General features: G+C 65.3%; 23 protein-coding genes and 1 pseudogene. 14 read left to right on the top strand and 10 right to left on the bottom strand.

The window, feature by feature from the left end; all coding sequences use genetic code 11:
• Positions 1 to 444: 444 nt before the first annotated feature.
• Positions 445 to 1,401, top strand: coding sequence for a helix-turn-helix domain-containing protein (locus ACFDS3_RS14095; RefSeq protein ID WP_375262989.1), 957 nt, complete (start codon positions 445 to 447; stop codon positions 1,399 to 1,401).
• A gap of 132 nt (positions 1,402 to 1,533) precedes the next feature.
• Positions 1,534 to 3,054: an aldehyde dehydrogenase gene (adh, locus tag ACFDS3_RS14090; RefSeq protein WP_375262988.1), complete on the top strand. Its 1,521-nt coding sequence runs from the start codon at positions 1,534 to 1,536 to the stop codon at positions 3,052 to 3,054.
• 185 nt (positions 3,055 to 3,239) lie between these two features.
• Here the strand turns inward: adh and gfa are convergent, their stop codons facing one another.
• The 4 genes from gfa to ACFDS3_RS14070 form a co-directional block, all read right to left on the bottom strand.
• Positions 3,240 to 3,860, bottom strand: coding sequence for an S-(hydroxymethyl)glutathione synthase (gene gfa, locus ACFDS3_RS14085; protein ID WP_375262987.1), 621 nt, complete (start codon positions 3,858 to 3,860; stop codon positions 3,240 to 3,242).
• Positions 3,861 to 4,051: 191 nt separating this feature from the next.
• Positions 4,052 to 4,456, bottom strand: a complete 405-nt coding sequence (locus ACFDS3_RS14080; RefSeq protein ID WP_375262986.1) for a c-type cytochrome — start codon at positions 4,454 to 4,456, stop codon at positions 4,052 to 4,054.
• A 124-nt stretch (positions 4,457 to 4,580) separates the two neighbouring features.
• Positions 4,581 to 4,955 carry a hypothetical protein gene (locus tag ACFDS3_RS14075; RefSeq protein WP_375262985.1) on the bottom strand — a complete coding sequence of 125 codons (375 nt, stop codon included), beginning with the start codon at positions 4,953 to 4,955 and terminating at the stop codon, positions 4,581 to 4,583.
• A complete protein-coding gene (locus ACFDS3_RS14070; RefSeq protein ID WP_375262984.1) occupies positions 4,955 to 6,082 on the bottom strand; it encodes an S-(hydroxymethyl)glutathione dehydrogenase/class III alcohol dehydrogenase in 1,128 nt (375 codons plus the stop codon). The genes ACFDS3_RS14075 and ACFDS3_RS14070 overlap by 1 nt, the downstream gene beginning before the upstream one ends.
• A gap of 92 nt (positions 6,083 to 6,174) precedes the next feature.
• Here ACFDS3_RS14070 and ACFDS3_RS14065 point away from each other — a divergent pair, with 92 nt between their 5' ends.
• Positions 6,175 to 6,525 carry a hypothetical protein gene (locus ACFDS3_RS14065; protein ID WP_375262983.1) on the top strand — a complete coding sequence of 117 codons (351 nt, stop codon included), beginning with the start codon at positions 6,175 to 6,177 and terminating at the stop codon, positions 6,523 to 6,525.
• A gap of 3 nt (positions 6,526 to 6,528) precedes the next feature.
• Here the strand turns inward: ACFDS3_RS14065 and ACFDS3_RS14060 are convergent, their stop codons facing one another.
• Both ACFDS3_RS14060 and ACFDS3_RS14055 read right to left on the bottom strand, forming a co-directional pair.
• Complete coding sequence (locus tag ACFDS3_RS14060; RefSeq protein ID WP_375262982.1) at positions 6,529 to 7,302, bottom strand: quinoprotein dehydrogenase-associated SoxYZ-like carrier; 774 nt, start codon at positions 7,300 to 7,302, stop codon at positions 6,529 to 6,531.
• A 75-nt stretch (positions 7,303 to 7,377) separates the two neighbouring features.
• Positions 7,378 to 8,301: a quinoprotein relay system zinc metallohydrolase 2 gene (locus ACFDS3_RS14055; protein ID WP_375262981.1), complete on the bottom strand. Its 924-nt coding sequence runs from the start codon at positions 8,299 to 8,301 to the stop codon at positions 7,378 to 7,380.
• A gap of 337 nt (positions 8,302 to 8,638) precedes the next feature.
• Here ACFDS3_RS14055 and ACFDS3_RS14050 point away from each other — a divergent pair, with 337 nt between their 5' ends.
• The 4 genes from ACFDS3_RS14050 (at position 8,639) to ACFDS3_RS14035 (ending at position 12,547) form a co-directional block, all read left to right on the top strand.
• On the top strand, positions 8,639 to 10,486 hold the full coding sequence (locus ACFDS3_RS14050; protein WP_375262980.1) for a methanol/ethanol family PQQ-dependent dehydrogenase: 1,848 nt from the start codon (positions 8,639 to 8,641) through the stop codon (positions 10,484 to 10,486).
• Between the two features lie 159 nt (positions 10,487 to 10,645).
• Positions 10,646 to 11,152, top strand: coding sequence for a c-type cytochrome, methanol metabolism-related (locus ACFDS3_RS14045; protein ID WP_375262979.1), 507 nt, complete (start codon positions 10,646 to 10,648; stop codon positions 11,150 to 11,152).
• A complete protein-coding gene (locus ACFDS3_RS14040) occupies positions 11,136 to 11,993 on the top strand; it encodes a substrate-binding domain-containing protein (protein ID WP_375262978.1) in 858 nt (285 codons plus the stop codon). Before ACFDS3_RS14045 ends, ACFDS3_RS14040 begins: the two co-directional genes overlap by 17 nt.
• Positions 11,990 to 12,547: a PQQ-dependent catabolism-associated CXXCW motif protein gene (locus ACFDS3_RS14035; protein ID WP_375262977.1), complete on the top strand. Its 558-nt coding sequence runs from the start codon at positions 11,990 to 11,992 to the stop codon at positions 12,545 to 12,547. The genes ACFDS3_RS14040 and ACFDS3_RS14035 overlap by 4 nt, the downstream gene beginning before the upstream one ends.
• 1 nt (position 12,548) lies before the next feature.
• Here ACFDS3_RS14035 and ACFDS3_RS14030 read toward each other — a convergent pair whose 3' ends face one another.
• From ACFDS3_RS14030 to ACFDS3_RS14015, 4 genes are all read right to left on the bottom strand, one after another.
• Entirely contained in the window at positions 12,549 to 13,145 is a 597-nt protein-coding gene (locus tag ACFDS3_RS14030; RefSeq protein ID WP_375262976.1) for a hypothetical protein, read from the bottom strand.
• A 5-nt stretch (positions 13,146 to 13,150) separates the two neighbouring features.
• A complete protein-coding gene (locus tag ACFDS3_RS14025) occupies positions 13,151 to 13,573 on the bottom strand; it encodes a hypothetical protein (protein ID WP_375262975.1) in 423 nt (140 codons plus the stop codon).
• Positions 13,574 to 13,601: 28 nt separating this feature from the next.
• Positions 13,602 to 14,576 carry a PQQ-dependent catabolism-associated beta-propeller protein gene (locus tag ACFDS3_RS14020; protein ID WP_375262974.1) on the bottom strand — a complete coding sequence of 325 codons (975 nt, stop codon included), beginning with the start codon at positions 14,574 to 14,576 and terminating at the stop codon, positions 13,602 to 13,604.
• Positions 14,577 to 14,639: 63 nt separating this feature from the next.
• Positions 14,640 to 15,809, bottom strand: coding sequence for an ABC transporter substrate-binding protein (locus tag ACFDS3_RS14015; protein WP_375262973.1), 1,170 nt, complete (start codon positions 15,807 to 15,809; stop codon positions 14,640 to 14,642).
• Between the two features lie 102 nt (positions 15,810 to 15,911).
• Between ACFDS3_RS14015 and ACFDS3_RS14010 the strand changes: the two genes are divergently transcribed.
• The 7 genes and pseudogenes from ACFDS3_RS14010 to ACFDS3_RS13980 form a co-directional block, all read left to right on the top strand.
• Positions 15,912 to 16,418 carry a DUF3280 domain-containing protein gene (locus ACFDS3_RS14010; RefSeq protein ID WP_375262972.1) on the top strand — a complete coding sequence of 169 codons (507 nt, stop codon included), beginning with the start codon at positions 15,912 to 15,914 and terminating at the stop codon, positions 16,416 to 16,418.
• Between the two features lie 61 nt (positions 16,419 to 16,479).
• On the top strand, positions 16,480 to 17,211 hold the full coding sequence (locus ACFDS3_RS14005) for an ATP-binding cassette domain-containing protein (protein WP_375262971.1): 732 nt from the start codon (positions 16,480 to 16,482) through the stop codon (positions 17,209 to 17,211).
• On the top strand, positions 17,208 to 18,011 hold the full coding sequence (locus tag ACFDS3_RS14000; protein ID WP_375262970.1) for an ABC transporter permease: 804 nt from the start codon (positions 17,208 to 17,210) through the stop codon (positions 18,009 to 18,011). The genes ACFDS3_RS14005 and ACFDS3_RS14000 overlap by 4 nt, the downstream gene beginning before the upstream one ends.
• 68 nt (positions 18,012 to 18,079) lie before the next feature.
• Entirely contained in the window at positions 18,080 to 19,072 is a 993-nt protein-coding gene (locus tag ACFDS3_RS13995; protein ID WP_375262969.1) for an ABC transporter substrate-binding protein, read from the top strand.
• Positions 19,073 to 19,133: 61 nt separating this feature from the next.
• Positions 19,134 to 19,850 (top strand): ABC transporter permease, encoded by a 717-nt coding sequence (locus ACFDS3_RS13990; RefSeq protein ID WP_375262968.1) that lies wholly within the window; start codon positions 19,134 to 19,136, stop codon positions 19,848 to 19,850.
• 7 nt (positions 19,851 to 19,857) lie between these two features.
• Entirely contained in the window at positions 19,858 to 20,607 is a 750-nt protein-coding gene (locus tag ACFDS3_RS13985; protein WP_375262967.1) for an ABC transporter ATP-binding protein, read from the top strand.
• Positions 20,608 to 20,618: 11 nt separating this feature from the next.
• Positions 20,619 to 20,703: pseudogene (locus tag ACFDS3_RS13980) on the top strand (molybdopterin-dependent oxidoreductase); the annotation flags it as partial.

The raw sequence follows: 20,703 nt of genomic DNA, 5'->3' as shown, positions 1-20,703 counted from the left end.
GTGAATCATGCGGGCCGCACAGCCTCAACCTGATTAATGGGTCCTGAGCCTAAGCACATGATGCTCCTAAATTCGTTCGTTCGAATGGAGACAACGACCCCTACCGCTTCCTCTGTGCCCGGATGCGTATTGCTTTCCTGCGTGACGCGCGGCAGCGGATGGCCCGTCAGGTCCGGAAATCACCGGTTCCCGTGCCGGCTGATCTCGAACTCCGAGATCAAGACTGATCTGACAGAACGGGCGAGCCGGCCGCGTTGCTCGTCGTTCCGTTGATAGGTCGTAAGATCACATGGCGCGTCGAACGGGCGCTCGCACAAGTCCAATTCGGCGCCGGGATGCCGAGACGCGCGACGAGGCGTTTGCTCGAGCTGCAGTCATCGTGCAACATTTGCGCGCGGCTCGTGTCGTTGTCGTCCAACGCCGCCACGTCTGGGAGGACAGCTCATGCTCCAGGGGGCACATCACGCGGACAAGGTCATCCGTGTCGTCGGGTCCGGTTCGAACGCGGCGCGTTCGCCCCTGGCCGCATCCTGGCGGCGGTCGCTCGAGCATTACGGGCTCGACCCCGCTGGGGGGAGGGCACCCGATCTGGTCGAGGACCGAGAGCTTGCCCGCCGGCGGGACGAGCTGGGTCAGGTGCTTGCCCTCGCGGCGCCCAAGCTGGATCAGCTCTTCGGGCTGGTGGGCGGTTCGGGCTGCGGTGTCCTGCTGACGGATGCCGCGGGGATCGTGCTGGACCGCCGATGCGCCGACTCCGACGCCACTACCTTCCGCGACTGGGGCCTGCACCCCGGTGCCGACTGGAGCGAGGCGAGGGAGGGCACGAACGGGATCGGTACCTGCCTCGCCGAAAAGCGCCGGGTCACCATCCATCGCGGCGAGCACTTCCTGGCGCGCAACACCGCGCTCAGCTGCATGGACGCACCCATCTTCGGGGCCGATGGCGGCCTGATTGCAGCCCTCGACGTGTCGTCAGCACGGGTCGATCAGACCGAAGGGTTCAACCGGCTGATCGCGGCGGCGGTCGCGCAGTCGGCCCAAGCGGTCGAGGCCTGTAATTTCCGCGCGACCTTCCCCGGCGCGCGGATCATCATGGCCGATACCGACGATGCCAACGCGGCGGTCCTGCTGGCCGTGGACCGGGACGACCTGGTCATCGGTGCGACCCGCGCAGCGCGGCGGGTGTTCGAACTGGAGCAGGTCGGGCCGCTGAAGCCGCGGCCTGCCGCGGACCTGCTCGGGAAAGAGGATGGTCCGTCGGGGTTCGAGAAAGCCGAGCGCGCAGCGGTGGTTCGTGCGCTGGCCCGGGCGGACGGTAACGCCTCGCAAGCCGCGCGGGCGCTCGGGATCGGGCGTGCGACACTCTATCGCCGCATGCGCCAGCTGAAGATCGACAGGTAGGAACTCACACCTGTCTCGTGCCTGAGACACCGCGCAGGGGCTACGCAAATTGCCCGGCTATCTTGCGCGCAACGTTGGATGCACAGTTCCGTCACCGGGAGGAGGACCCGGTACTTTGCGGAGGAGCACCCCATGAACGTGATGACCAAGCCCGAGAGCGTCTACACCTCTCCCTTCCGGGATCGCTACGACAACTTCATCGGCGGCAAGTTCGTCGCCCCTGTCGACGGCGCCTATTTCGACAACGTCACCCCGATCACCGGCGAGAAGGTCTGCGAGGTCGCGAGGTCCGGCGCTGCCGACGTGGAAATGGCGCTCGACGCCGCCCATGCCGCCAAGGCCGGGTGGGGCGCCACTCCCGCCGCCGCGCGCGCGAATACTCTCCTGAAGATCGCCGACCGGCTGGAAGAAAAACTGGACCTGCTGGCCCAGGCCGAGACCTGGGACAACGGCAAGCCGATCCGCGAGACCACGGCCGCCGATATTCCGCTCGCCATCGACCACTTCCGGTACTTCGCCGGCGTGCTGCGGGCCCAGGAAGGTACGATGTCCGAGATCGACCCCGAGACGGTTGCGTATCACTTCCACGAGCCGCTGGGCGTCGTCGGCCAGATCATCCCGTGGAACTTCTCGATCCTCATGGCGGCTTGGAAGCTCGCCCCGGCGCTGGCCGCGGGCAACTGCGTCGTTCTGAAACCTGCCGAGCAGACACCCGCCGCAATCATGGTCCTGGCCGAGCTGATCGCCGACCTGCTGCCGGAGGGCGTGTTGAACGTGGTGAACGGCTATGGCGCCGAAGTTGGTGCCGCGCTGGCCCGGAGTCCCCGCATCGCTAAGATTGCCTTCACCGGTTCGACCGAGACCGGGCGCAAGATCATGCAGGCCGCGACCGAGAACCTGATCCCCGTCACGCTGGAGCTTGGCGGCAAGTCGCCCAACGTCTTCTTCTCGGACATTATGGCCGAGGATGACGCATTCCTCGACAAGGCGGTCGAGGGCTTCGTCCTTTTCGCCTTCAACCAGGGCGAGGTCTGCACCTGCCCCAGCCGGGCGTTGATCCAGGAGGATATCTACGAGGCGTTCATCGCCCGCTGCATCGAGCGCGTGAAGGCCATCAAGCAGGGCGATCCACGCGACAGCGCGACCATGGTAGGCGCGCAGGCCAGCCAGGAACAGCAGGACAAGATCATGTCCTACCTGACGATCGGCGTGGAGGAGGGCGCCGAGGTGCTGGTCGGCGGTGGCGCGGCGAAGATGGAAGGCGACATCGCCAACGGCTTCTATATCCAGCCGACCATCCTGAAGGGCCACAACAAGATGCGGGTCTTCCAGGAAGAGATCTTCGGCCCGGTCGTGTCGGTCACGACCTTCAAGGACGAAGCCGAGGCGCTCGCCATCGCCAATGACACGATGTACGGCCTCGGCGCGGGCGTCTGGAGCCGCGACGCCAATCGCTGCTTCCGCATGGGCCGTGCGATCGAGGCGGGTCGCGTCTGGGTCAACAACTATCACGCCTATCCCGCCCATGCCGCCTTCGGTGGCTACAAGCAGTCGGGAATCGGGCGCGAGAACCACAAGATGATGCTCGACCACTACCAGCAGACCAAGAACATGCTGGTCAGCTATAACCCTCACAAGCTCGGCTTCTTCTGAGGGGCAGTCATAGGGCAGGACAGGAAGCCGGCGCGGTATCTGCGCCGGCTTCTTCGTTCCCGGCGAAGGCCGTGCGGCATTCACAGAATCCGAGTCTGTTGTGCCAGAGGCGCGGTTTTAGCACCCCTCCGGCTGGCGTGCCGCAGTCGAATGCGTCACGCCCTTTGCGGTGGTCGAGAGCGGACCTAGATCACGCCCTTCTGCTTGGCCACGTGGGTCGAGATCACGTCCATCAGCGCAGGCGAAAGCGCGTCGTAAGGTGGCAGGCCGAGATCGTTCAGCCTTGCCCGGATCGCTGGCATCTGGTCGGGCGGCGTGCCGGACTCGATGATGGACGATACGAACGCCGCGAACTCGGGCGGCGACCAGCCCTCCTGATCGCTGAGCTCGGTATGGACGAAGTCGAGGCCGTAGAACGGGTGGTCCTGGTTCTCGATCCGGCCGAACATATGCGTGCCGCAAACCTTGCAGGCGTGCCGCTGGATCGTTGCGCTGGGGTCGACCACCTCCAGTTTTTCGTCGTGCCCGACAACGGCGATATTGTCGCGCCCGACGACCGCGATCTGTGCGAACACGGCGCCTTCGGGCTTCCAGCACTTGGTGCAACCGCAGACGTGATTATGCGCCGTCTGCGCCGACACGCGGACTTTTACCGGGTCGGTCTTGCACTTGCAGGTCAGCGTCCCACCGCTGAACCCTTCCTTGCCGCTGGAATAACCTTCATCCACCGCCGGGTGGATCTTTACACCGGATGTCGGTGGGCTGTTGGTGCTTTTATTGCCAAAAAGTCCTGAAATAATACTCATGCCCAGCTCCTCCGTAGGGCCCTCGTGAAACGAGCATGCTGCGGCATCTGACACATTACAAGACCTCGTTGCGAAGGCGCTGCTTTAGCCGGGGTAGGGCGCGAAGCGGCAATCTATGGGTGATGCCAAGCAAAAAGGAGTGCCCGCAATGCGAGCACTCCTGCATCATCGGCGGTTCCGCCGCGGGTCGATCATTCGACGGTAAAGCCCTCGTCGTCCGATTGGGCGAGGTAGGCCAGAAGGTCGGCCACGTCCTGCTCCTTGCGCAGGCCTGGGAACGCCATCTTCGTCCCGGAGACGACGTCGCGCGGCGCTTGCACGAAGGAGGCCAAAGTCTCGGCGTCCCAGACGTGCGTCTCGCCGAACTCCTGCATCGCCGAGGAATACGCGAACCCCTCCATCGATCCGGGCACGCGGCCGAAAAGCTGGTTCAGCTGGGGACCGACGCGGTTCTGCGCGTCCTCGCCAACGGCGTGACAGGCGGCGCAGCGGCGGAACACGCGCTCGCCGGCCTCGGCGTCGCCCCCGGTGAAGTCCTGCGCCTGGGCGGAGAACGCCATCGTTGCGGCGGCGAAGGCTGGTATCAGTCTTAGCATTGGTCTTACATCCTCCCTGATGTCTTTGGCTCAGCCGTTCAGCACGCTCGGCCCTGAACGACCAGATGTGGCGGCAAAGGTCCTTCGCCACCACCGGTGCCGGACTTGTGGTCCGGCACGTTGTTCATTCCGCATTCCCTGTCAGTCGCGCACGGTAGGTTTCTGCCACCTGCGGGTGCAGCGGCCACACAATACAACCATCCTCGTAGGGCTCCACCACCTGAAGGAAGAACACCTCTGACGCCCCAATAAGGACCGTCACTGTGTCGCCGATATGGCTGGCGGTGAAGTCGTGCAGCGCCTGTTGCTGCGCGTCGCTGAAGCAAATGGTGAGGCCGCCCTGCTCGCCGACCTCAAGCGATGACAGCTCGGGCGGCGGGACCTCGTGAGTGTCCTCGCCGGCCGAAAAGGACAGCACCTGCGGTTCGGCTGCCGCGACGCTGCCGGTCGCGAGGGCCAAGGCCGCCGCGACCGACAGCCACGCCGATCGGGTCCGCATCAGTATAGGACCACCGACCGGATGCTCTCGCCCTTGTGCATCAGGTCGAAGCCCTTGTTGATGTCCTCGAGGGGCATCGTGTGGGTGATGAGGCTGTCGATGTCGATCTTGCCGTCCATGTACCAGTCGACGATCTTCGGCACGTCGGTGCGACCCCTGGCGCCGCCGAACGCCGTGCCCTTCCAGACGCGGCCTGTGACCAGCTGGAACGGGCGCGTCGCGATCTCGGCACCCGCCGGGGCGACGCCGATGACGATCGACTGACCCCAGCCGCGATGCGCGCATTCGAGCGCCTGGCGCATCACGGTGACGTTGCCGGTGCAGTCGAACGTGTAGTCCGCGCCACCGATGTGATCGCCCCGCCGCTTCGTCAGGTTTACGAGGTAGGGGACGACGTCCTCCCCGATCTCCTTCGGGTTGACGAAATGCGTCATCCCGAACTGCTCGGCCATCGACTTCTTGCTGTCGTTGATGTCGACACCGATGATCATGTCGGCGCCCACCATCCGCAGGCCCTGAATCACGTTGAGGCCGATGCCGCCGAGGCCGAAGACGACCGCCGTCGAACCCGGCTCGACATTGGCGGTGTTGACCACCGCGCCGATGCCCGTCGTCACACCGCAGCCGATGTAGCAGATCTTGTCGAAGGGCGCGTCCTCGCGGACCTTGGCGACGGCGATCTCGGGCAGTACCGTGAAGTTCGAGAAGGTCGAGCACCCCATGTAGTGGTGGATCGGCTTGCCATCGAGGCTGAAGCGCGAGGTGCCGTCGGGCATCAGACCTTGGCCCTGGGTCGAGCGGATCGCGGTGCACAGGTTCGTCTTCTGTGATAGGCAGGACGGGCACTCGCGGCACTCGGGCGTGTAGAGCGGAATGACGTGGTCGCCCTTCTTGACGCTGGTGACGCCGGGGCCTGTATCGACGACAATGCCCGCGCCCTCGTGGCCGAGGATGGCGGGAAAGATCCCCTCGGGGTCTTCGCCCGACCGGGTGAATTCGTCGGTGTGGCAGATGCCGGTCGCCTTGATCTCGACGAGGACCTCGCCCTCCCTCGGGCCCTCTAGGCTGACGGTGGCGATCTCCAGCGGCTCTCCCGCCTTGAATGCGACGGCGGCGCGGGTGTCCATAGGTTCGATCCTCCCTCTGTTGTGCCACGAAGCTTTACAACCGGCTTGCGACGATGCAAGCAACGGATTCAACAGCATGGGGGGAGGAACGGATGAGACCCACGCTATTGGCGCTGCTGGTCGGCGCAAGCGCGACTGCCGCCGCGGGGCAAGTGCGCGACGGCACCGGCAACGTCTATCCCACGGTCGCGATTGCCGATTACGTGCTTGGGTGCATGGCCGCGAACGGCAATACGCACGAGGCGCTGCGCGACTGCTCCTGCTCGATCGACGTGATCTCTACGATCCTGCCATACGATAAATACGAAGCCGCCGAAGCTTACATGAGCCTCGGCCGGATCACCGGCGAGCGCGGCGTCCTGTTTCGCGAAAGCGAGCAGTCGAAAGAGGCGACGAGCGCCCTTCGCCGCGCCCAGATCGAGGCCGAGCTGCGCTGCTTCTGACCGTCAGGCGCCCGAACGCGCGACTTCGACCGGCCAGGATTTGCTGAAGACGTTGCCTTCGGTGTCCTCGGCTTCGACCGTTATCGCGCCGCCGTTCGGCTGGAAATCGAAGCGAATGCTCGGATCCTCGGACAGCGAGATGCCCCCTTCCATCGTCAGGATCGGCGCATTGCCCTGGGCGACCCTCAGGTCGTGGATGAAGTGCGCCGGGATGTAGTAGCGCGTCAGCTGGTCCATCTGCAGGCCCGAGTTGTTCGGGTGCCGGATCATCAGCTGCGCCTCGGGATGCGCGCCTTGCTCTCCATCAAACTGCCGCAGCTTCATCTGGCCAAGATTGGCCAACGCCGCCTCGGGGTCCTTGCCCATCGGAGCTGAGCACCCGCCCGACGCCTTCACGAAATTCTCGGTCATGTGCAGCGAGCCGTCCGACAGCTCGGCCACCAGATGCACGTTCGTGTAGGACTGAACCCGCACCCGCGTTTCGATTTGAGTGACGCCGGCATCCGCGCCAAGTTCGAACACGGCAGCAACAGGCGCCGGGTTTTCGTCAATCACCAGCGTCACGCGTTCGACCCGCAGATCGGAACCTTCGGGCGGCGCGAAGTGCATCGTCACCGGGACCGTCGCCGCGTCTTCGGCCCTGTATGGCGTTTCGAGCTTCACGACGTCGCTTTGCTCCATCGCGCGTCCGTTGAAGACGTCGTTCACTATGTCCGACCACGCGTCCGACGCTGCCTGCGCCAGTCCGCCCGTCGCCATGAGCAGACCGGCCGCCATTCCCATCGTCCTCCTCAACATCGCTCAACCCTCCCGTCTTGCGTATGCCACGTGCTATATAGCAGATCCTCGGGCTTATTCCCACTCCAGCTCGGTGAAGGCGGCGGTCACGTTCCGCCGGTGGAAGGCCTCCACGAGGTCCCAGTCCGCGGCAGGTGGCGGAATAGCCTCGACCGCCTCGGCGAGTCCGGCGCCATCTGCGATCTGTGCCCGGACGGCATCGGCGAGGGTGGCGAGGTAGGCGAACTGCTCCGCAGACGCCGCGGGCCAGTCGACGACGGCAGGCCCGTGCCCCGGCACCGCCTGAGTCGCGGGCAGGGCCGTCAGCTCATCCTTGATCGCGAGCCAGCCCTTGATGCTGCCATCGACCACCGGAAGATGGTGGAGGAACAGCAGGTCTCCGGCGAAGAGCGTCCCCGTTCGTTCGTCGACCACCGTCAGGTCGTTGTCGGTGTGCGCCGTGGGCCAAGCCCGAAGCGACAGTGGTCGATCCCCAAGGTCGAGCTTTCCTGCATCCTCCACCTCCTGATCCGGCAGGACCACCCTCAGCGCATCTGTCGCCTCTGCGCCGAGCGCTTCGATGGCGCCGGCCACGTAGTATTCCGCCCGGGCGGCAAGCGCGCGGGCAAGCTTGGCGTGGGCGACCACCTCCGCCCCGGAGGCGGCGACGACAGGTGCAGCGGCAAGCACGTGGTCGGGGTGCATGTGGGTGTAGATGACATAGCGGATCGGCAGCTGCGTGCGGTCGCGGACCGCCTCGACCAGCGAGGCGCCTTCAGCGACGCTGCCGCCGGGGTCGATGACCGCGACCGCATCGCGCCCGACGATGAAGCCGGAATTGGCGACTGCTCCTTCATTCGCGGGTGAGGCAAGGGCGACAGCGCCTTCGAGCACGTAAACGCCCGGAGCGATTTCCTGCGCATCCAACGCCGCGGCCGACGAATCGAACGGCAAGAACGCGATTGCTGCAGATGCGAAATGGCGGATCGCCGCTCGCATTCCGATTCCTCTTCAAGCGTGCAGGACCCGCCGCAGATTCAACATACGCCAAATCGCAGCGCGCCGTCTGCGGACGCGCGGAATTGAGGCGCCGCAGCTAGGCCGGGATTCGGGGCTTTCTACTGTCATCACACGATTATTTGCTGCTTGCCTCAACGTTAGTCCTGTGCCTAGTCTGATTTATTCCACCGCGGCTGCCGTTAAAGCAACGCATTTGTCTGCTCGGGGGGAGGCTATTCGAGCGCATCCGGACACCGCTTTTGCGACGTCCGCGGAGGGAGAGGTGCGATGCAGGATCCTGACGATCCTGTGCAGACGGCCGTGGAGGAGGAAACTGATGAAACATGGATTGCTTGGTGCAGCGTCAATCGCTGCGCTGGTGGCGGCGCCTTGGGCGGCGTCAGCCAATGAAGAACTTCAGAAAATGGCGGAGGAACAGCCGGGCGAATGGGTGATGCCCACTGGCAATTACGCGAACTGGCGTTATTCCGAGCTCGACCAGATCAACAAGGACAATGTCGACCAGCTCCAGGTTGCCTGGACGATGTCGACCGGCGTTCTGCGCGGGCACGAGGGCAATCCCCTCGTCATCGGCGACACGATGTATTTTTCGACGCCGTTCCCGAACAACGTGTTTGCGGTCGACCTCGCAAATGACGGCGTCATCAAGTGGAAATACGAGCCGCAACAGGACCCGCAGGTCATCGGCGTCATGTGCTGCGACACGGTCAACCGCGGCGTGGCCTACGCGCCCGCAACGGACAGCCATCCTGCGACCATCATCCTGAACCAGGCCGATACCACCGTTGTCGCGCTGGATGCCGTTACCGGTGAGGTTCTGTGGGAAGTCAAGAATGGCGACCCTGGCAAGGGCGAGACTGCGACGATGGCGCCCCAGGTCGTGAAGGACAAGGTGCTTATCGGCAACTCGGGCGGCGAATACGGCGTGCTCGGCCACATGACCGCCTACGATGTCGCGACAGGCGAGATGGCCTGGCGCGCGTTCTCGGCCGGTCCGGACGACATGACACTGATCGACCCCGAGAACACGACCCATCTCGGCAAGCCCGTCGGCGCGGACTCCGGTACCGCGACCTGGGAAGGCGACCAGTGGCAGATCGGCGGCGGCACCACCTGGGGCTGGATCTCTTACGATCCCGAACTCGATCTCATCTATTACGGCACCGGCAACCCGTCGACGTGGAACCCGTCTCAGCGTCCCGGCGACAACCGCTGGTCGATGACCATCATGGCCCGCGATCCCGACGACGGCATGGCCAAGTGGCTCTACCAGATGACGCCGCATGACGAGTGGGACTATGACGGCGTGAACGAGATGATCCTCGCGGATCTCGACATCGGCGGCGAAAGCCGCAAGGTCGTCGTGCACCCTGACCGGAACGGCTTCGCCTATACGCTGGACCGCGAGACGGGTGAGCTCCTCGTGGCCGAAAAGTACGATCCGTTCGTGAACTGGGCGACCCACGTCGAAATGGACCCCGAGAGCGATCAGTACGGGCGTCCGCAGGTGGTCGAGGAGTATTCGACAGCGCAGGGCGGCGAAGACGTCAACACGACCGGCATCTGCCCGGCGGCGCTTGGCACCAAGGACCAGCAGCCCTCGGCCTACTCGCCCGAGACAAAGCTGTTCTACATCCCGACGAACCACGTGTGCATGGATTACGAGCCATTCCGCGTGAGCTATACTGCCGGTCAGCCTTATGTCGGCGCCACCCTGTCGATGTACCCGACGCCGGAAAGTCACGGCGGAATGGGCAACTTCATCGCCTGGGATGCCACCAAGGGCGAAATCGTTTGGTCGATCCCCGAGCAGTTCTCGGTCTGGTCGGGCGCTCTGGCCACCGCCGGCGATGTCGTCTTCTATGGCACTCTCGAGGGCTATCTGAAGGCGGTCGACATGGAGACGGGTGAGGAGCTTTACCGCTTCAGGACCGGCTCCGGCGTGATCGGCAACGTGATGACCTACGAGCACGAGGGCGACCAGTACCTCGGGGTGCTCTCGGGCGTCGGCGGCTGGGCCGGCATCGGCCTCGCGGCCGGTCTGACGGACCCCAACGCCGGTCTTGGTGCAGTCGGGGGTTACGCCGCCTTGTCGGACTACACCAACCTCGGCGGTCAGCTGACGGTCTTCAAGCTGCCCGACCAGGTCGCTTCGTCGCAATAAGGCGCGCAGACGCCGCAGGACATTGTACCTGCGGAAGTCGCGGAGGCAGCCATGCCTCCGCGATTCAGTTCCCGGTCCGTGCCGGGCAGGGACGACGCCGACGTCGCCTCTTGTCGCGCAATCCGCCTCACAGACTCCGCTGAATAGGAACATCCAATAATGTTGAAGTACGTAATCCGTGGCGCCCTCCTCGCGGCCTGCACCGCAGGGTTTGCCTCGGCGCAGGCCGCCGATCCCGCGGCGGTCGAGAACGACGAGGGCAAGTACTATGACGCCGAAGGCTATCCCACTTTCAACATCGCCGAGGACGGAACGGTCGACTTCCACACCTACTCAGGCTTCCGCCGCTTCAACTCGGAATGCCATGTCTGCCACGGCCCCGACGGCGTGGGCTCCACCTTCGCGCCGGCCCTGGTCGAGAGCGTGCAGAACATGAGCTACGAGGACTTCGTCGCCATCGTCGCCGGCGGCCGCGAAAACGTCGGTTCCGGCAGCCAGAACGTGATGCCCGCCTTCGGCACCAACCCCAACATCATGTGCTACCTCGATGACATCTATATCTACCTGCGCGCGCGCGGCGAGGGCGACCTGCCCCGTGGCCGCCCCGCCAAGAAGGAAGCAAAAAGCGATGTCTTTTCCGAGATGGAAGATGCCTGCATGGGTTGATCGGGCGCGCCATGCCGTGCTGGCGATCTCCATCGGGATGGCCGCACCCCACGCCGCCGTCGGTCAGGAGACCGGCGTCGGCGACGCGTTCGAACTCGTCGATCCCGACACCCTGCGCGTCTGCGCAGACCCCCGCAACCTGCCGTTCTCGAACGAGGCGGAGGAGGGGTTCGAAAATGCGCTGGCTGAGCTTGTGGCAGACAGGCTGGAGCGGTCCAGCGTCGACTACACGTTCTTTCCGCAAGGCGTCGGCTTCGTCCGTAACACCCTGCAGGCCTACAGGTGCGACATCATCATGGGCTACGCCCAGGGCGACGAGCTGGTCCAGAACACCAACCCCTACTACAGCTCGGCCTACGCGCTGATCGTGCCGCCGGACTCCGAGCTTGGGGGTATCGAGCGCATGGACGACCCGCGGCTTCAGGGCAAGCGGATCGGGGTCGTGGCGGGAACGCCACCGGCCAGCAGTCTTGCCAAGAACGGCCTCATGGGAAGCGCGCGGCCGTACCACCTCATGGTCGACACGCGCGTTTCGTCGCCCGTCCACGACATGATGACCGACCTAGCCGAGGGAGAGATCGACGCCGCCGCCGCCTGGGGGCCGATGGCCGGCTATTACGCGCAGCAGCAGACGCCGCCGCTCAAGGTGATCCCGCTGACGTCGGAGGTGGACGGGCCGCGAATGACCTATCGTATCACGATGGGCGTCCGTCCGTCGGACCAGGAATGGAAGCGCGAACTGAACGATCTGATTCGCGAGAACCAGGACGACATCAATGCGCTGCTTCTCGAATACGGCGTGCCGCTGCTCGACGAGCTCGGCCAGCCGATCACGCAATGATACGGGGTGCGCTAGGGACGGCGGCGGGCGCCGTCTTCCTGCTTTGCACGGTCGCTGCGGCGCAGGCCCCGCTGGAGCCGTCGGATTATCGCACATCCGAATACCGCGCCGCCGTACCCGAAACGCTGAGTGGCGCCACGGTGATCGACGCCGCGACGGCCGAGCACCTCTGGCGCGAGGGCAGGGCTGTCTTCGTGGACGTCCTGCCCCGACCCGAGCGCCCGGCGGAGCTGCCTTCCGACACCTATTGGCGTGCCCCGGAACGACTGGCGATCCCCGGCAGCACGTGGCTGGCGAATACCGGCTACGGAACTTTGACGCCGGAAAGGCAGGCGTACTTCGAAGCGGGGCTTGCCCGCGTGATCGACGAGGCAACGCCCGTCGTCTTCTATTGCCAGAGGAACTGCTGGATGTCGTGGAACGCTGCAAAGCGCGCGCTCGAGCTCGGCGTCGAGCAGGTCCACTGGTTCCCGGACGGCACGGATGGCTGGGCGGAACGCGATCTGCCGCTCGAACCACTGGAGCCCTGGTCGCTCGAGGGCGCGAACGGCTAGGTTACTTAGGAATGGCGCTGTCGATCGCCCGGCCGAGTGCGAAGAGTCGCTGCTCGACCAGCCGCGGCACCTCGCACACGAAGGGCAGCGACTGGCGCCGCTCTTCAAAGACGCGCAGGTCCCACTGAAGCTGCTGCTCGGCCTCAGAGGTCGTGCCGAGCGGACTTTCCGCCACCTTGGCCTTCTCCGTGCGGATCTTCTGGACCAGGGCCTTCTGGTGCCGGGCGAAGCGCTCGATCCCCTCGATGATCTCGCTGCGCTCGGCGTTCATCGTCTCGAATAGGCCCGAGAACAGCAGGGCCAACCGCGCTGACCGCTCTTCTGCGGGCAGCCTCTGGGCAAAGCTCTCGATGGTCGCAACGGCCTCTTCCTGAGGCACGCGGCGCTGGCTTAAAAGCTCGACCATCTGGCGCACCTCGTCGTCGGCACGCCAGTCGCCAACTTCTTCTATGTCGGGACCGGTCCAGACCGCTGCGGGTGTCAGCGCGGGGACCTTGCGCTGGACGCAAGGCCAGTCCGGGTCAACGCGCTCGGGCTCCTGCGCCGCCGCCGCGCCGGCGGCAAACACCAGCGCGACCGTCGCCAGAAGGGTCCGCATCCGCGTCATCCGCTGACGTTGAACACGGCGCGCTGCGTCTCGCCGGTCGTCCCCGGGATGCGCAGCTCGAACTGACCGGGGCGGATCGGGATGAAGGTAATCTCGGCCCGGCCCGCGGCGTCGAACTCCAGCGAGTCGAGGCCGAGCGGGCGTACTTCGATGTCGTTGATCACCACCTCGTTGATCCACACGTTGCGGAAGAACTCTGCTCCGCCGATCGCAAGCTCGGCAGAGCCATCCGCTTCGATGGCCAACATGTAGTGCTTCCCAGCCTCCAGCTCGTACGGTGCCTCGGCCAATGGCTGACCCGAGGCGAGCGTGATCGGTTCCAGATCGATCTCGCGCGTCAGCAGGCCGGATTGCGCGGCGGCAGATCCGGCCAAGGCCATAGCGATGGCCGCCGCAGCGGTGGTGCGAATGATGCTCATGGTGTCCTCCCTCATTGTTTGTGGCGGGTCAGTCCGGCGTCGCGACGACACCCCAGGGGAACTCGCCAACCTGCACGGACTTGATGACCTCGCGGTCTGCGACGTCGATCACCGAGATGTCGTTGGACACGCCGTTGGTCGAGAACAGCAGCGCCTCGTCGGGCGAGAAGCCAAGCTGCCAGACGCGTTGGCCGACAAGCAGGTAGTCCAGCACCTCGTAGGTTTCGGCGTCGATCACTGCGACGCGGTTCGCGGGCCCAAGCGCGACGAAAGCCGTCTTCATGTCGTCGGTGATGCGGATGCCGACTGGCTGGATCGCCTCCGGACGCAGGCCGGAGATGTCGAATTCGATCTTGTGCTTGATCTCGTAGGTCTCGGGGTCAATCACGCTGACGGTGCCGCCGATCTCGGCTGAGACCCAGACTTCGGAGCCATCGGATTTGAATTCGGCAAAGCGCGGGCGCTGGTCGACGAGGACGTTTGCCACGATCTCGTGGCTTTCGGTATCGATGAAGTGCGCCATGTTCGTCGTCTCGGAGGTGTTCACGATCACCGAACCATCGGGCGAGACGCCCATCCCCTCAGGCTCCACGCCCACCGGAATCTCGGTGATCATCGAATGGTTCTCGAGGTCCACTACCGTGACGAGATTGTCGTCCTCGTTCGCGATATAAAGCGGGTTGCCCGAGGGGTGCAGCACGAAAAGCTCGGGGTCGGGGCCGGAGGGCAGCGTATAGAGACGCTCGTAGGTTTCGGTGTCGTAGACCTCGACCGTGTCGTCGTCGCCGACCGCCACCAGCAGGTGGTTCCCGCCATCGGCGACGGTGATCCCGCGCGGGCGCTGGCCCACGTCGAAGGTCTCGATCACCTCGAGCGTGTCTCCGTCGAGGACGGTCACGTCGTTGCTCTTTTCGTTCGACACGAAGATCTTGTAGGCGGCGGCCGGTTGCGCGGCGAAGCCGGCCAAAAAGAGCGCGGCTAGGCCACGCGAAGTCACTCCCATGATCGTCCTCCCTGGCGGCGCCGTTGGCCGCCTTTTCCTCTCGTCAGGACGCCTCCACGTCCGTCACAGTTCGCACTCGCTCTCGGCCCGGTCATAGCCGAGCGTATCGAGGAACGAGGTCGGGTGCAGGAACCCCTCCTGCGGCGACACCGAAACCACCGTCTTGTCGTCGGCCAGCAGGATCGGCTGCCGCAGCTGCAGGTTCCAGTCCCGCAGTGTCAGCGCCTCGCCCTTGAAGGCCGCCAGCTCGAAATCCGGCCCCATCAGGTAGGATCGGATGGTCGCCGGGTCCGCGCTGGCGGTGCGCGTGGCGGCTTCGCCGATCATGCGCACGGCCATCCAGGCCAGCATGTCCTCAGCCTGCATGCGGCGGCCATAGCCGTCGACAAAGCGGTTCTGCACCTGGATACCGGCCCACTGTTCGTGCGAAGGGCTCCACGCCGTCGGTGCGAGTCCCGCAGTGCCCATCACCGGCCGCGGGTCCCATGTATGGTAGGGAACGTAGGTGCCGAAGACCTCGTTCTCGTCGGCAACCAGAACCACGTCGTGCTCGGGCGCGCCTTGTGTGAAGACTGGCATCCGCTGCTGCACCTGGACGTGCCCGCTGTCGGTCGTGCGTGCGCCGCCGGTATCCTCGTAGGTCCGCTCCTCGACGATCCTTCCACCGAAGCGATCGGCCGCACGCCGCAGGGCCTGCGCAAAGGCTTCGTCCTCGGGGTGGGACCCCTTCAGCAGGAACCAGCGCGGCCACTTCTTCCACGCGAGGTATTGTGCCAGTGCGTCGGCCAGCATCGCCCGGCTCGGCGCCACGTGGATGACGTTGGCGCGGCACATCTCAGCACGAAGGATGTCGTCCGGCGCGCCGGTGTTCAGGACCAGCATGCCACGCGCCGCCGCGGCTTCGGCAACGGCAAGAAGGGCCTCGAAGCCCAGATCTGCAACGATCCAGCTGGCGCCGGCATCAGCCAATTGCTGCACCACGACCTCGGCATCCGCCGCGCCCGCGATCATCGCAGTTTCGAGCGTGAAGTTCTGCCCGGTGAAGCGCCCGGTCGTGTTGTTGTCATCAATACCCAGCCGAGCGCCCGAGATTCCCAGATCCGCAGTCGGCCGGTCGAGCAGCGACAGCGTCTGCATGCGCTCCTCGGGATGAACATAGCCGATCGTGATCTGGCTTGCTTCCTGCGCGTGTGCAGAAAAGCTGGCGGCGAAGATGGCGATAAAAAAGGTCATGATCCGCTTCATAGAGCGAGCAAAGCAGAACCATGCGTGTCCCGCAAGTCAGCTATGCAATCACGCTTGCCTCCTCGCGTGACAGCGCACTAGGGTCGGTGCATGAAGACGCTCACCGCCACTTTGATCGCTGTCGCCCAACTCACCACCCTGCCGGCAATCGCGCAGGAGGGGGCATCGATCGATGTCGCCGTCTTCGACTTCGAGCTGCTCGACACGAGCCTCGAAGGCGAAGTGATGGGCGAGAATCCTGACGAGACGCGGCGCACCGCGGCACTGGGCGATCAGCTGCGGCAGGCGATATCTCAGGCCGAGGGGTTCGCGCTGGCCGATATCGCACCGGTTGCCGATGAAGCCGCGCGGCGACACCTGCAGAACTGCGGCGGCTGCGATGTGATGATGGCCAGACAACTCGACGCTGACTGGTCGGTAACCGGAACTGTGCAGAAGGTCTCGAACCTGATCCTGAACATCAACATCTACGTTCGTGACGTCGAAGACGGTGCGCCGATCCAGTCGATGAGCGCCGACATTCGCGGCAATACCGACGAATCTTGGCAGCGCGGACTGGAATGGCTGATCCGCAATCGGCTGGATCTTGGCTCCTGACGCGCCACCCCGTTCCGGTTCTTTCACGTCGGATCGTCCGGCGGCCTCTGCTGCGCCGATGATGCCCGCGCTCTCCGTCCAGTCCGTCAGCCATGCCTATGGCAAGCGCCAAGCGCTCAAAGCCGTGTCGCTTTCGGTGTCCGAGGGCAGCTTCACGGCGCTGCTTGGCCCGAACGGGGCAGGGAAGTCCACGCTCTTTGCGCTCATCACCGGACTGCTCGGGGTGCAGTCGGGGCGGATCTCCATCTGTGGCGCCGAACCCGCGCGCACCGGGGCGGCGGCGCTCGAGCCGCTTGGCCTCGTCTTTCAGCAGCCGACGTTGGACCTCGACCTGACCGTCGCGCAGAACCTCGCCTATTTCGCCGCGCTTCGAGGGCTGAGCCGTCGCGAGGGGCGGCGGCGTGCCGAGGACGAGCTGACCCGCCTCGACATGGCCGAGCGTGCGGGCGAGCGCGTGCGCGACCTGAACGGCGGACACCGCCGCCGGGTCGAGCTCGCAAGGGCGCTGCTGCACGAGCCGCGCCTTCTTCTTCTCGACGAGCCGACGGTGGGCCTGGATATCGAGTCGCGGCACCGCATCGTCGCCTATGTCCACGACCTTGCGCGCGAGAGGCGGGTCGGGGTCCTGTGGGCCACGCACCTCATCGACGAGGTGCGGGCCGAGGACGACCTCGTGGTCCTCCATGCGGGGCGCGTCGCCGCCGCCGGGCGCTCGGACGACGTTATCGCCGCGGCCGGGGCCGAGACGCTATCGGACGCCTTCACGCGGCTCACCCGGCGGACGGCGGCATGAGGCGCAAGATGCGCGCCGCGCGCGGGGTGATCGCCCGCGAGATCCTGCGCTTCCTGCAGCAGCGCGGGCGATTGCTGGCGGCCCTCGTTCGACCGCTCGTCTGGCTCATCGTGTTCGCGGCCGGGTTCCGCTCGATCCTGGGCGTGGCGATTCAGCCGCCTTATGCGACCTACATCACCTACGACGTCTACATTGCGCCGGGACTGATCGCGATGATCCAGCTTTTTAACGGGATGCAGTCGTCGCTATCGATGGTCTACGACCGTGAGATGGGATCGATGCGGGTCCTGCTGACCGCACCCCAGCCGCGCTGGTTCCTTCTGCTGGCCAAGCTCGTCGCCGGAACGGTCGTCTCGGTCCTGCAGGTGCTGGCCTTCCTCGCCATTGCCGCGGCTTTCGGCATCACCTTCCCCCCCGTGGGATACCTGCTGCTTCTGCCGGTGCTGATGTTGACCGGGCTGATGCTGGGCGCGGTCGGCATGTTCCTGTCGTCGACGATCCGGCAACTAGAGAATTTCGCGGGCGTGATGAATTTCGTCATCTTCCCGGCCTTCTTCCTGTCCTCTGCGCTCTACCCGCTCTGGCGGATGCGCGAGACGAGCGAGATCCTCTGGCGCATCTCGGCAGCCAATCCGTTCACGCATGCGGTCGAGGCGATCCGCTTCGCGATCTACGGGCAGGTGGACGCGGTGGCCTGCGGCGTCGTCACTGGCGTCCTGATTCTGTTTCTAGTGCTCGCGCTTTGGGGTTATGATCCGTCGCGCGGCCTGCGGGCACGTGCCGGACCAGCGGGAGACTGAGGCCACTGACATTCGCAACGGCACGCTGGGTACGCGGGCGGATCGCGTCCGCAAGGGAGGAGAAGGTCATGATCGCAAGATTTTTCGGAACGGCGGCAGTAGTCGCCGGCATGGTGGGCGGGACCGCTGCGGCAGCGCAGGAGCAGGGCCTGCCGGTCGTGCGGCTGGGGCTGCTGCAATACGGCACGGTCAATTGGGAGGCGCAGACCATCATCGAAGAGGGGCTGGACGAAAAGCACGGTTTTGACCTCGAGATCGTGCCCTTCGCGGGCGGCGACGCAACGAAGGTCGCGCTGATGGCGGGCCATGTCGACGTCACCACCGACGACTGGCTCATGGTCTCTCGCCAGCGGGCGATGGGTGATCCGCTGGTCTTCATTCCGTATTCAACCTCGATCGGCGCGGTGATGGCGCCCTGCGACGGTGACATCCAGTCGCTCGAGGATCTCGAGGGCAAGACCCTTGGCGTTGCGGGTGGGCCGCTCGACAAGAGCTGGCTCATGCTGCAGGGCATGGCGACCGAAGAGGGGATGGACCTGCCCGCTGCCACGACCCCCGTCTACGGTGCGCCGCCGCTGCTGGCTGAAAAGCTGCGCCAGGGCGAGCTCCACGCCGCGCTGAACTACTGGCACTACAATGCCCGGCTCGAGACCGAAGGCTATTGCGAGGTGATCTCGGCGCAGGATGCCGCGCGGGCGCTTGGCGCCGAAGGTGACATCTCGGCCGTTGGCTATGTCCTCAACGAAACGTGGGCGGACGAGAACCCCGAGCTCGCGCGTGGCTTCGTCGACGCGAGTCATGATGCAAAGGACGTTCTGGCCGAAAGCGACGAGGCGTGGGAGCGTCTGCGCGAGATGACCGGCGCCGAGAACGAAGAGGTCTTCCAGACGCTCAAGCAGCGCTGGCGCGAAGGCATCCCGACCAGCACTCCGACGCAGGAGCGGGAGGACACCGCCATCGTCTATAACGAACTCGCCAAGATCGGCGGCGAGCAGCTGGTCGGCCCCGCAACGGAAATGGCGCCCGGCACCTTCTGGTCCGGCCTCGAAAGTGGCTCATAGGAACGCCGCGTCAGCCCTGACCTGGAGCAGGAGCGCGACTGTAGCACGATTGCTGTCGGTCGTGCTCTTCTTCCTGCTCTGGCACGTCGTCTCGCTCTACGTCTCGCCGCGGCTCTTCCCGTCACCGTGGGAGGTGGCGACCTTCATCGCGCGCGAGACGGCAAGCGGCGTGCTGCCCTACCACCTCTCCATCACGCTGATGCGGGTTGTCGCGGCCTTCGTGCTGGCGATGGCGGTGGGATCGGCGCTGGGATTCCTGATGGGCCGCTCGCGCGGCGCCGACGTGGTGCTGCAACCGTGGCTGATCCTGACGCTGAACATCCCTGCGCTGGTTGTGATCATCCTGTCCTACATCTGGATTGGTCTGACCGAGACGGCCGCGATCACCGCAGTTGCGCTCAACAAGATTCCCAATGTAGCCGTGACCATACGCGAGGGCGCCCGAGCGATGGAGCCGGCCTACATGGAGATGGCGCGCGTTTATCGCTTCTCGCGGGTGAAGCTCTACCGCGACGTGGTCGCGCCGCAGCTTCAGCCCTATTTCGCCGCCGCCGCGCGCTCCGGCATCGCGCTGGTCTGGAAGATCGTGCTGGTGGTCGAACTGCTGGGCCGCTCGAACGGTGTCGGCTTCCAAATCCACCTTTATTTCCAGCTCTTCGACGTGCGGGCGATCATGGGCTACACGCTCGGCTTCGTCGTGGTGATGCTCGCGGTCGAGTTCCTGGCGCTGCAGCCGCTCGACAGGAGGGCGCAGCGCTGGCGTCCGAAGCCGGTCTGAGGTGCGGATGCACGACACTGCGATGGCCCCGCCCGGACGCGAGTTGACGGCGCGGATCGAACGGAAGGAACACATAGACGCGGACGGCGAGCGGCTGATCGTGCTTGACGGGCTAGAGCTGCGCCTGGCGCCAGGGACCTTCACCTGCCTGATCGGACCGTCCGGCTGCGGCAAAACCACGACGCTGCGCATCCTGATGGGCCTCGACGACGACTTCCAAGGCGAATTGGACCCAGTCCTGCGGAAGGCGCGGATCGCCACCGTGTTCCAGGAGCCGCGGCTGCTTCCGTGGCGGACGGTGGCGCAGAACGTGAATCTGGCCCTGTCGAGGCCCGACCTGCCGCGGGTCGAGGCGGCGCTGACGTCGGTCGGGCTCGAAGGGATGGGCAACCGCTATCCGGCGCAGCTGTCGCTGGGGCAGGCGCGGCGGGTGGCGCTGGCACGGGCTTTCGCGACCGAACCCGAAATGCTGTTTTTGGATGAACCTTTCGTGTCTCTGGACGAGGCTTCGGCCGGGCGGCTGCGCGACCTGCTGATCGAGCTCTGGCAGCGTCGTCCGATGAGGGTGCTCATGGTGACGCACAACCTGCGCGAGGCGGTCCGCCTTGCCGACCGGATTGTCTTCCTGACGGAGCGCCCTGCCCGTGTTGCCGGCGTGGCCGAGGTCGACCTGCCGCGCGATGACCGCGATGCGGCGGCAGTTTCCAGCTTCGCTGCGGACCTGGCGCAGCGCTTTCCGGGGCTGGCGGTGGCGTAACGGCGTAGGGATACGCCGATGTGGTGCTGCCGGCGTCGGTTCATGCCGAGAAGCGCGGGACGTTCACCAACTCGAACCGGCAGGTGCAGATGGGCC

This window comes from Palleronia sp., from assembly GCF_042089775.1.
In the GTDB taxonomy this organism is placed as follows: Bacteria; Pseudomonadota; Alphaproteobacteria; order Rhodobacterales; family Rhodobacteraceae; genus Palleronia.
The sequence above is the reverse complement of the archived record's forward strand: the minus strand, read 5'-3'. Positions and strand labels throughout refer to the sequence as shown.

What these genes read in the sequence shown, in the direction of transcription:
- ACFDS3_RS13995 (WP_375262969.1), top strand. Translation starts at nt 18,080, where the DNA reads ATGATCGCAAGATTTTTCGGAACGGCGGCAGTAGTCGCCGGCATGGTG.
- ACFDS3_RS14075 (WP_375262985.1), bottom strand. Translation starts at nt 4,955, where the DNA reads ATGCGGACCCGATCGGCGTGGCTGTCGGTCGCGGCGGCCTTGGCCCTC.
- ACFDS3_RS14040 (WP_375262978.1), top strand. Translation starts at nt 11,136, where the DNA reads ATGCCTGCATGGGTTGATCGGGCGCGCCATGCCGTGCTGGCGATCTCC.
- ACFDS3_RS14025 (WP_375262975.1), bottom strand. Translation starts at nt 13,573, where the DNA reads ATGAGCATCATTCGCACCACCGCTGCGGCGGCCATCGCTATGGCCTTG.
- adh (WP_375262988.1), top strand. Translation starts at nt 1,534, where the DNA reads ATGAACGTGATGACCAAGCCCGAGAGCGTCTACACCTCTCCCTTCCGG.
- ACFDS3_RS13985 (WP_375262967.1), top strand. Translation starts at nt 19,858, where the DNA reads ATGCACGACACTGCGATGGCCCCGCCCGGACGCGAGTTGACGGCGCGG.
- ACFDS3_RS14065 (WP_375262983.1), top strand. Translation starts at nt 6,175, where the DNA reads ATGAGACCCACGCTATTGGCGCTGCTGGTCGGCGCAAGCGCGACTGCC.
- ACFDS3_RS14060 (WP_375262982.1), bottom strand. Translation starts at nt 7,302, where the DNA reads ATGGCGGCCGGTCTGCTCATGGCGACGGGCGGACTGGCGCAGGCAGCG.
- ACFDS3_RS14070 (WP_375262984.1), bottom strand. Translation starts at nt 6,082, where the DNA reads ATGGACACCCGCGCCGCCGTCGCATTCAAGGCGGGAGAGCCGCTGGAG.
- ACFDS3_RS14055 (WP_375262981.1), bottom strand. Translation starts at nt 8,301, where the DNA reads ATGCGAGCGGCGATCCGCCATTTCGCATCTGCAGCAATCGCGTTCTTG.
- ACFDS3_RS14010 (WP_375262972.1), top strand. Translation starts at nt 15,912, where the DNA reads ATGAAGACGCTCACCGCCACTTTGATCGCTGTCGCCCAACTCACCACC.
- ACFDS3_RS14035 (WP_375262977.1), top strand. Translation starts at nt 11,990, where the DNA reads ATGATACGGGGTGCGCTAGGGACGGCGGCGGGCGCCGTCTTCCTGCTT.
- ACFDS3_RS14030 (WP_375262976.1), bottom strand. Translation starts at nt 13,145, where the DNA reads ATGCGGACCCTTCTGGCGACGGTCGCGCTGGTGTTTGCCGCCGGCGCG.
- ACFDS3_RS14000 (WP_375262970.1), top strand. Translation starts at nt 17,208, where the DNA reads ATGAGGCGCAAGATGCGCGCCGCGCGCGGGGTGATCGCCCGCGAGATC.
- ACFDS3_RS14080 (WP_375262986.1), bottom strand. Translation starts at nt 4,456, where the DNA reads ATGCTAAGACTGATACCAGCCTTCGCCGCCGCAACGATGGCGTTCTCC.
- ACFDS3_RS14015 (WP_375262973.1), bottom strand. Translation starts at nt 15,809, where the DNA reads ATGACCTTTTTTATCGCCATCTTCGCCGCCAGCTTTTCTGCACACGCG.
- ACFDS3_RS14005 (WP_375262971.1), top strand. Translation starts at nt 16,480, where the DNA reads ATGCCCGCGCTCTCCGTCCAGTCCGTCAGCCATGCCTATGGCAAGCGC.
- ACFDS3_RS14050 (WP_375262980.1), top strand. Translation starts at nt 8,639, where the DNA reads ATGAAACATGGATTGCTTGGTGCAGCGTCAATCGCTGCGCTGGTGGCG.
- gfa (WP_375262987.1), bottom strand. Translation starts at nt 3,860, where the DNA reads ATGAGTATTATTTCAGGACTTTTTGGCAATAAAAGCACCAACAGCCCA.
- ACFDS3_RS14045 (WP_375262979.1), top strand. Translation starts at nt 10,646, where the DNA reads ATGTTGAAGTACGTAATCCGTGGCGCCCTCCTCGCGGCCTGCACCGCA.
- ACFDS3_RS14020 (WP_375262974.1), bottom strand. Translation starts at nt 14,576, where the DNA reads ATGGGAGTGACTTCGCGTGGCCTAGCCGCGCTCTTTTTGGCCGGCTTC.
- ACFDS3_RS14095 (WP_375262989.1), top strand. Translation starts at nt 445, where the DNA reads ATGCTCCAGGGGGCACATCACGCGGACAAGGTCATCCGTGTCGTCGGG.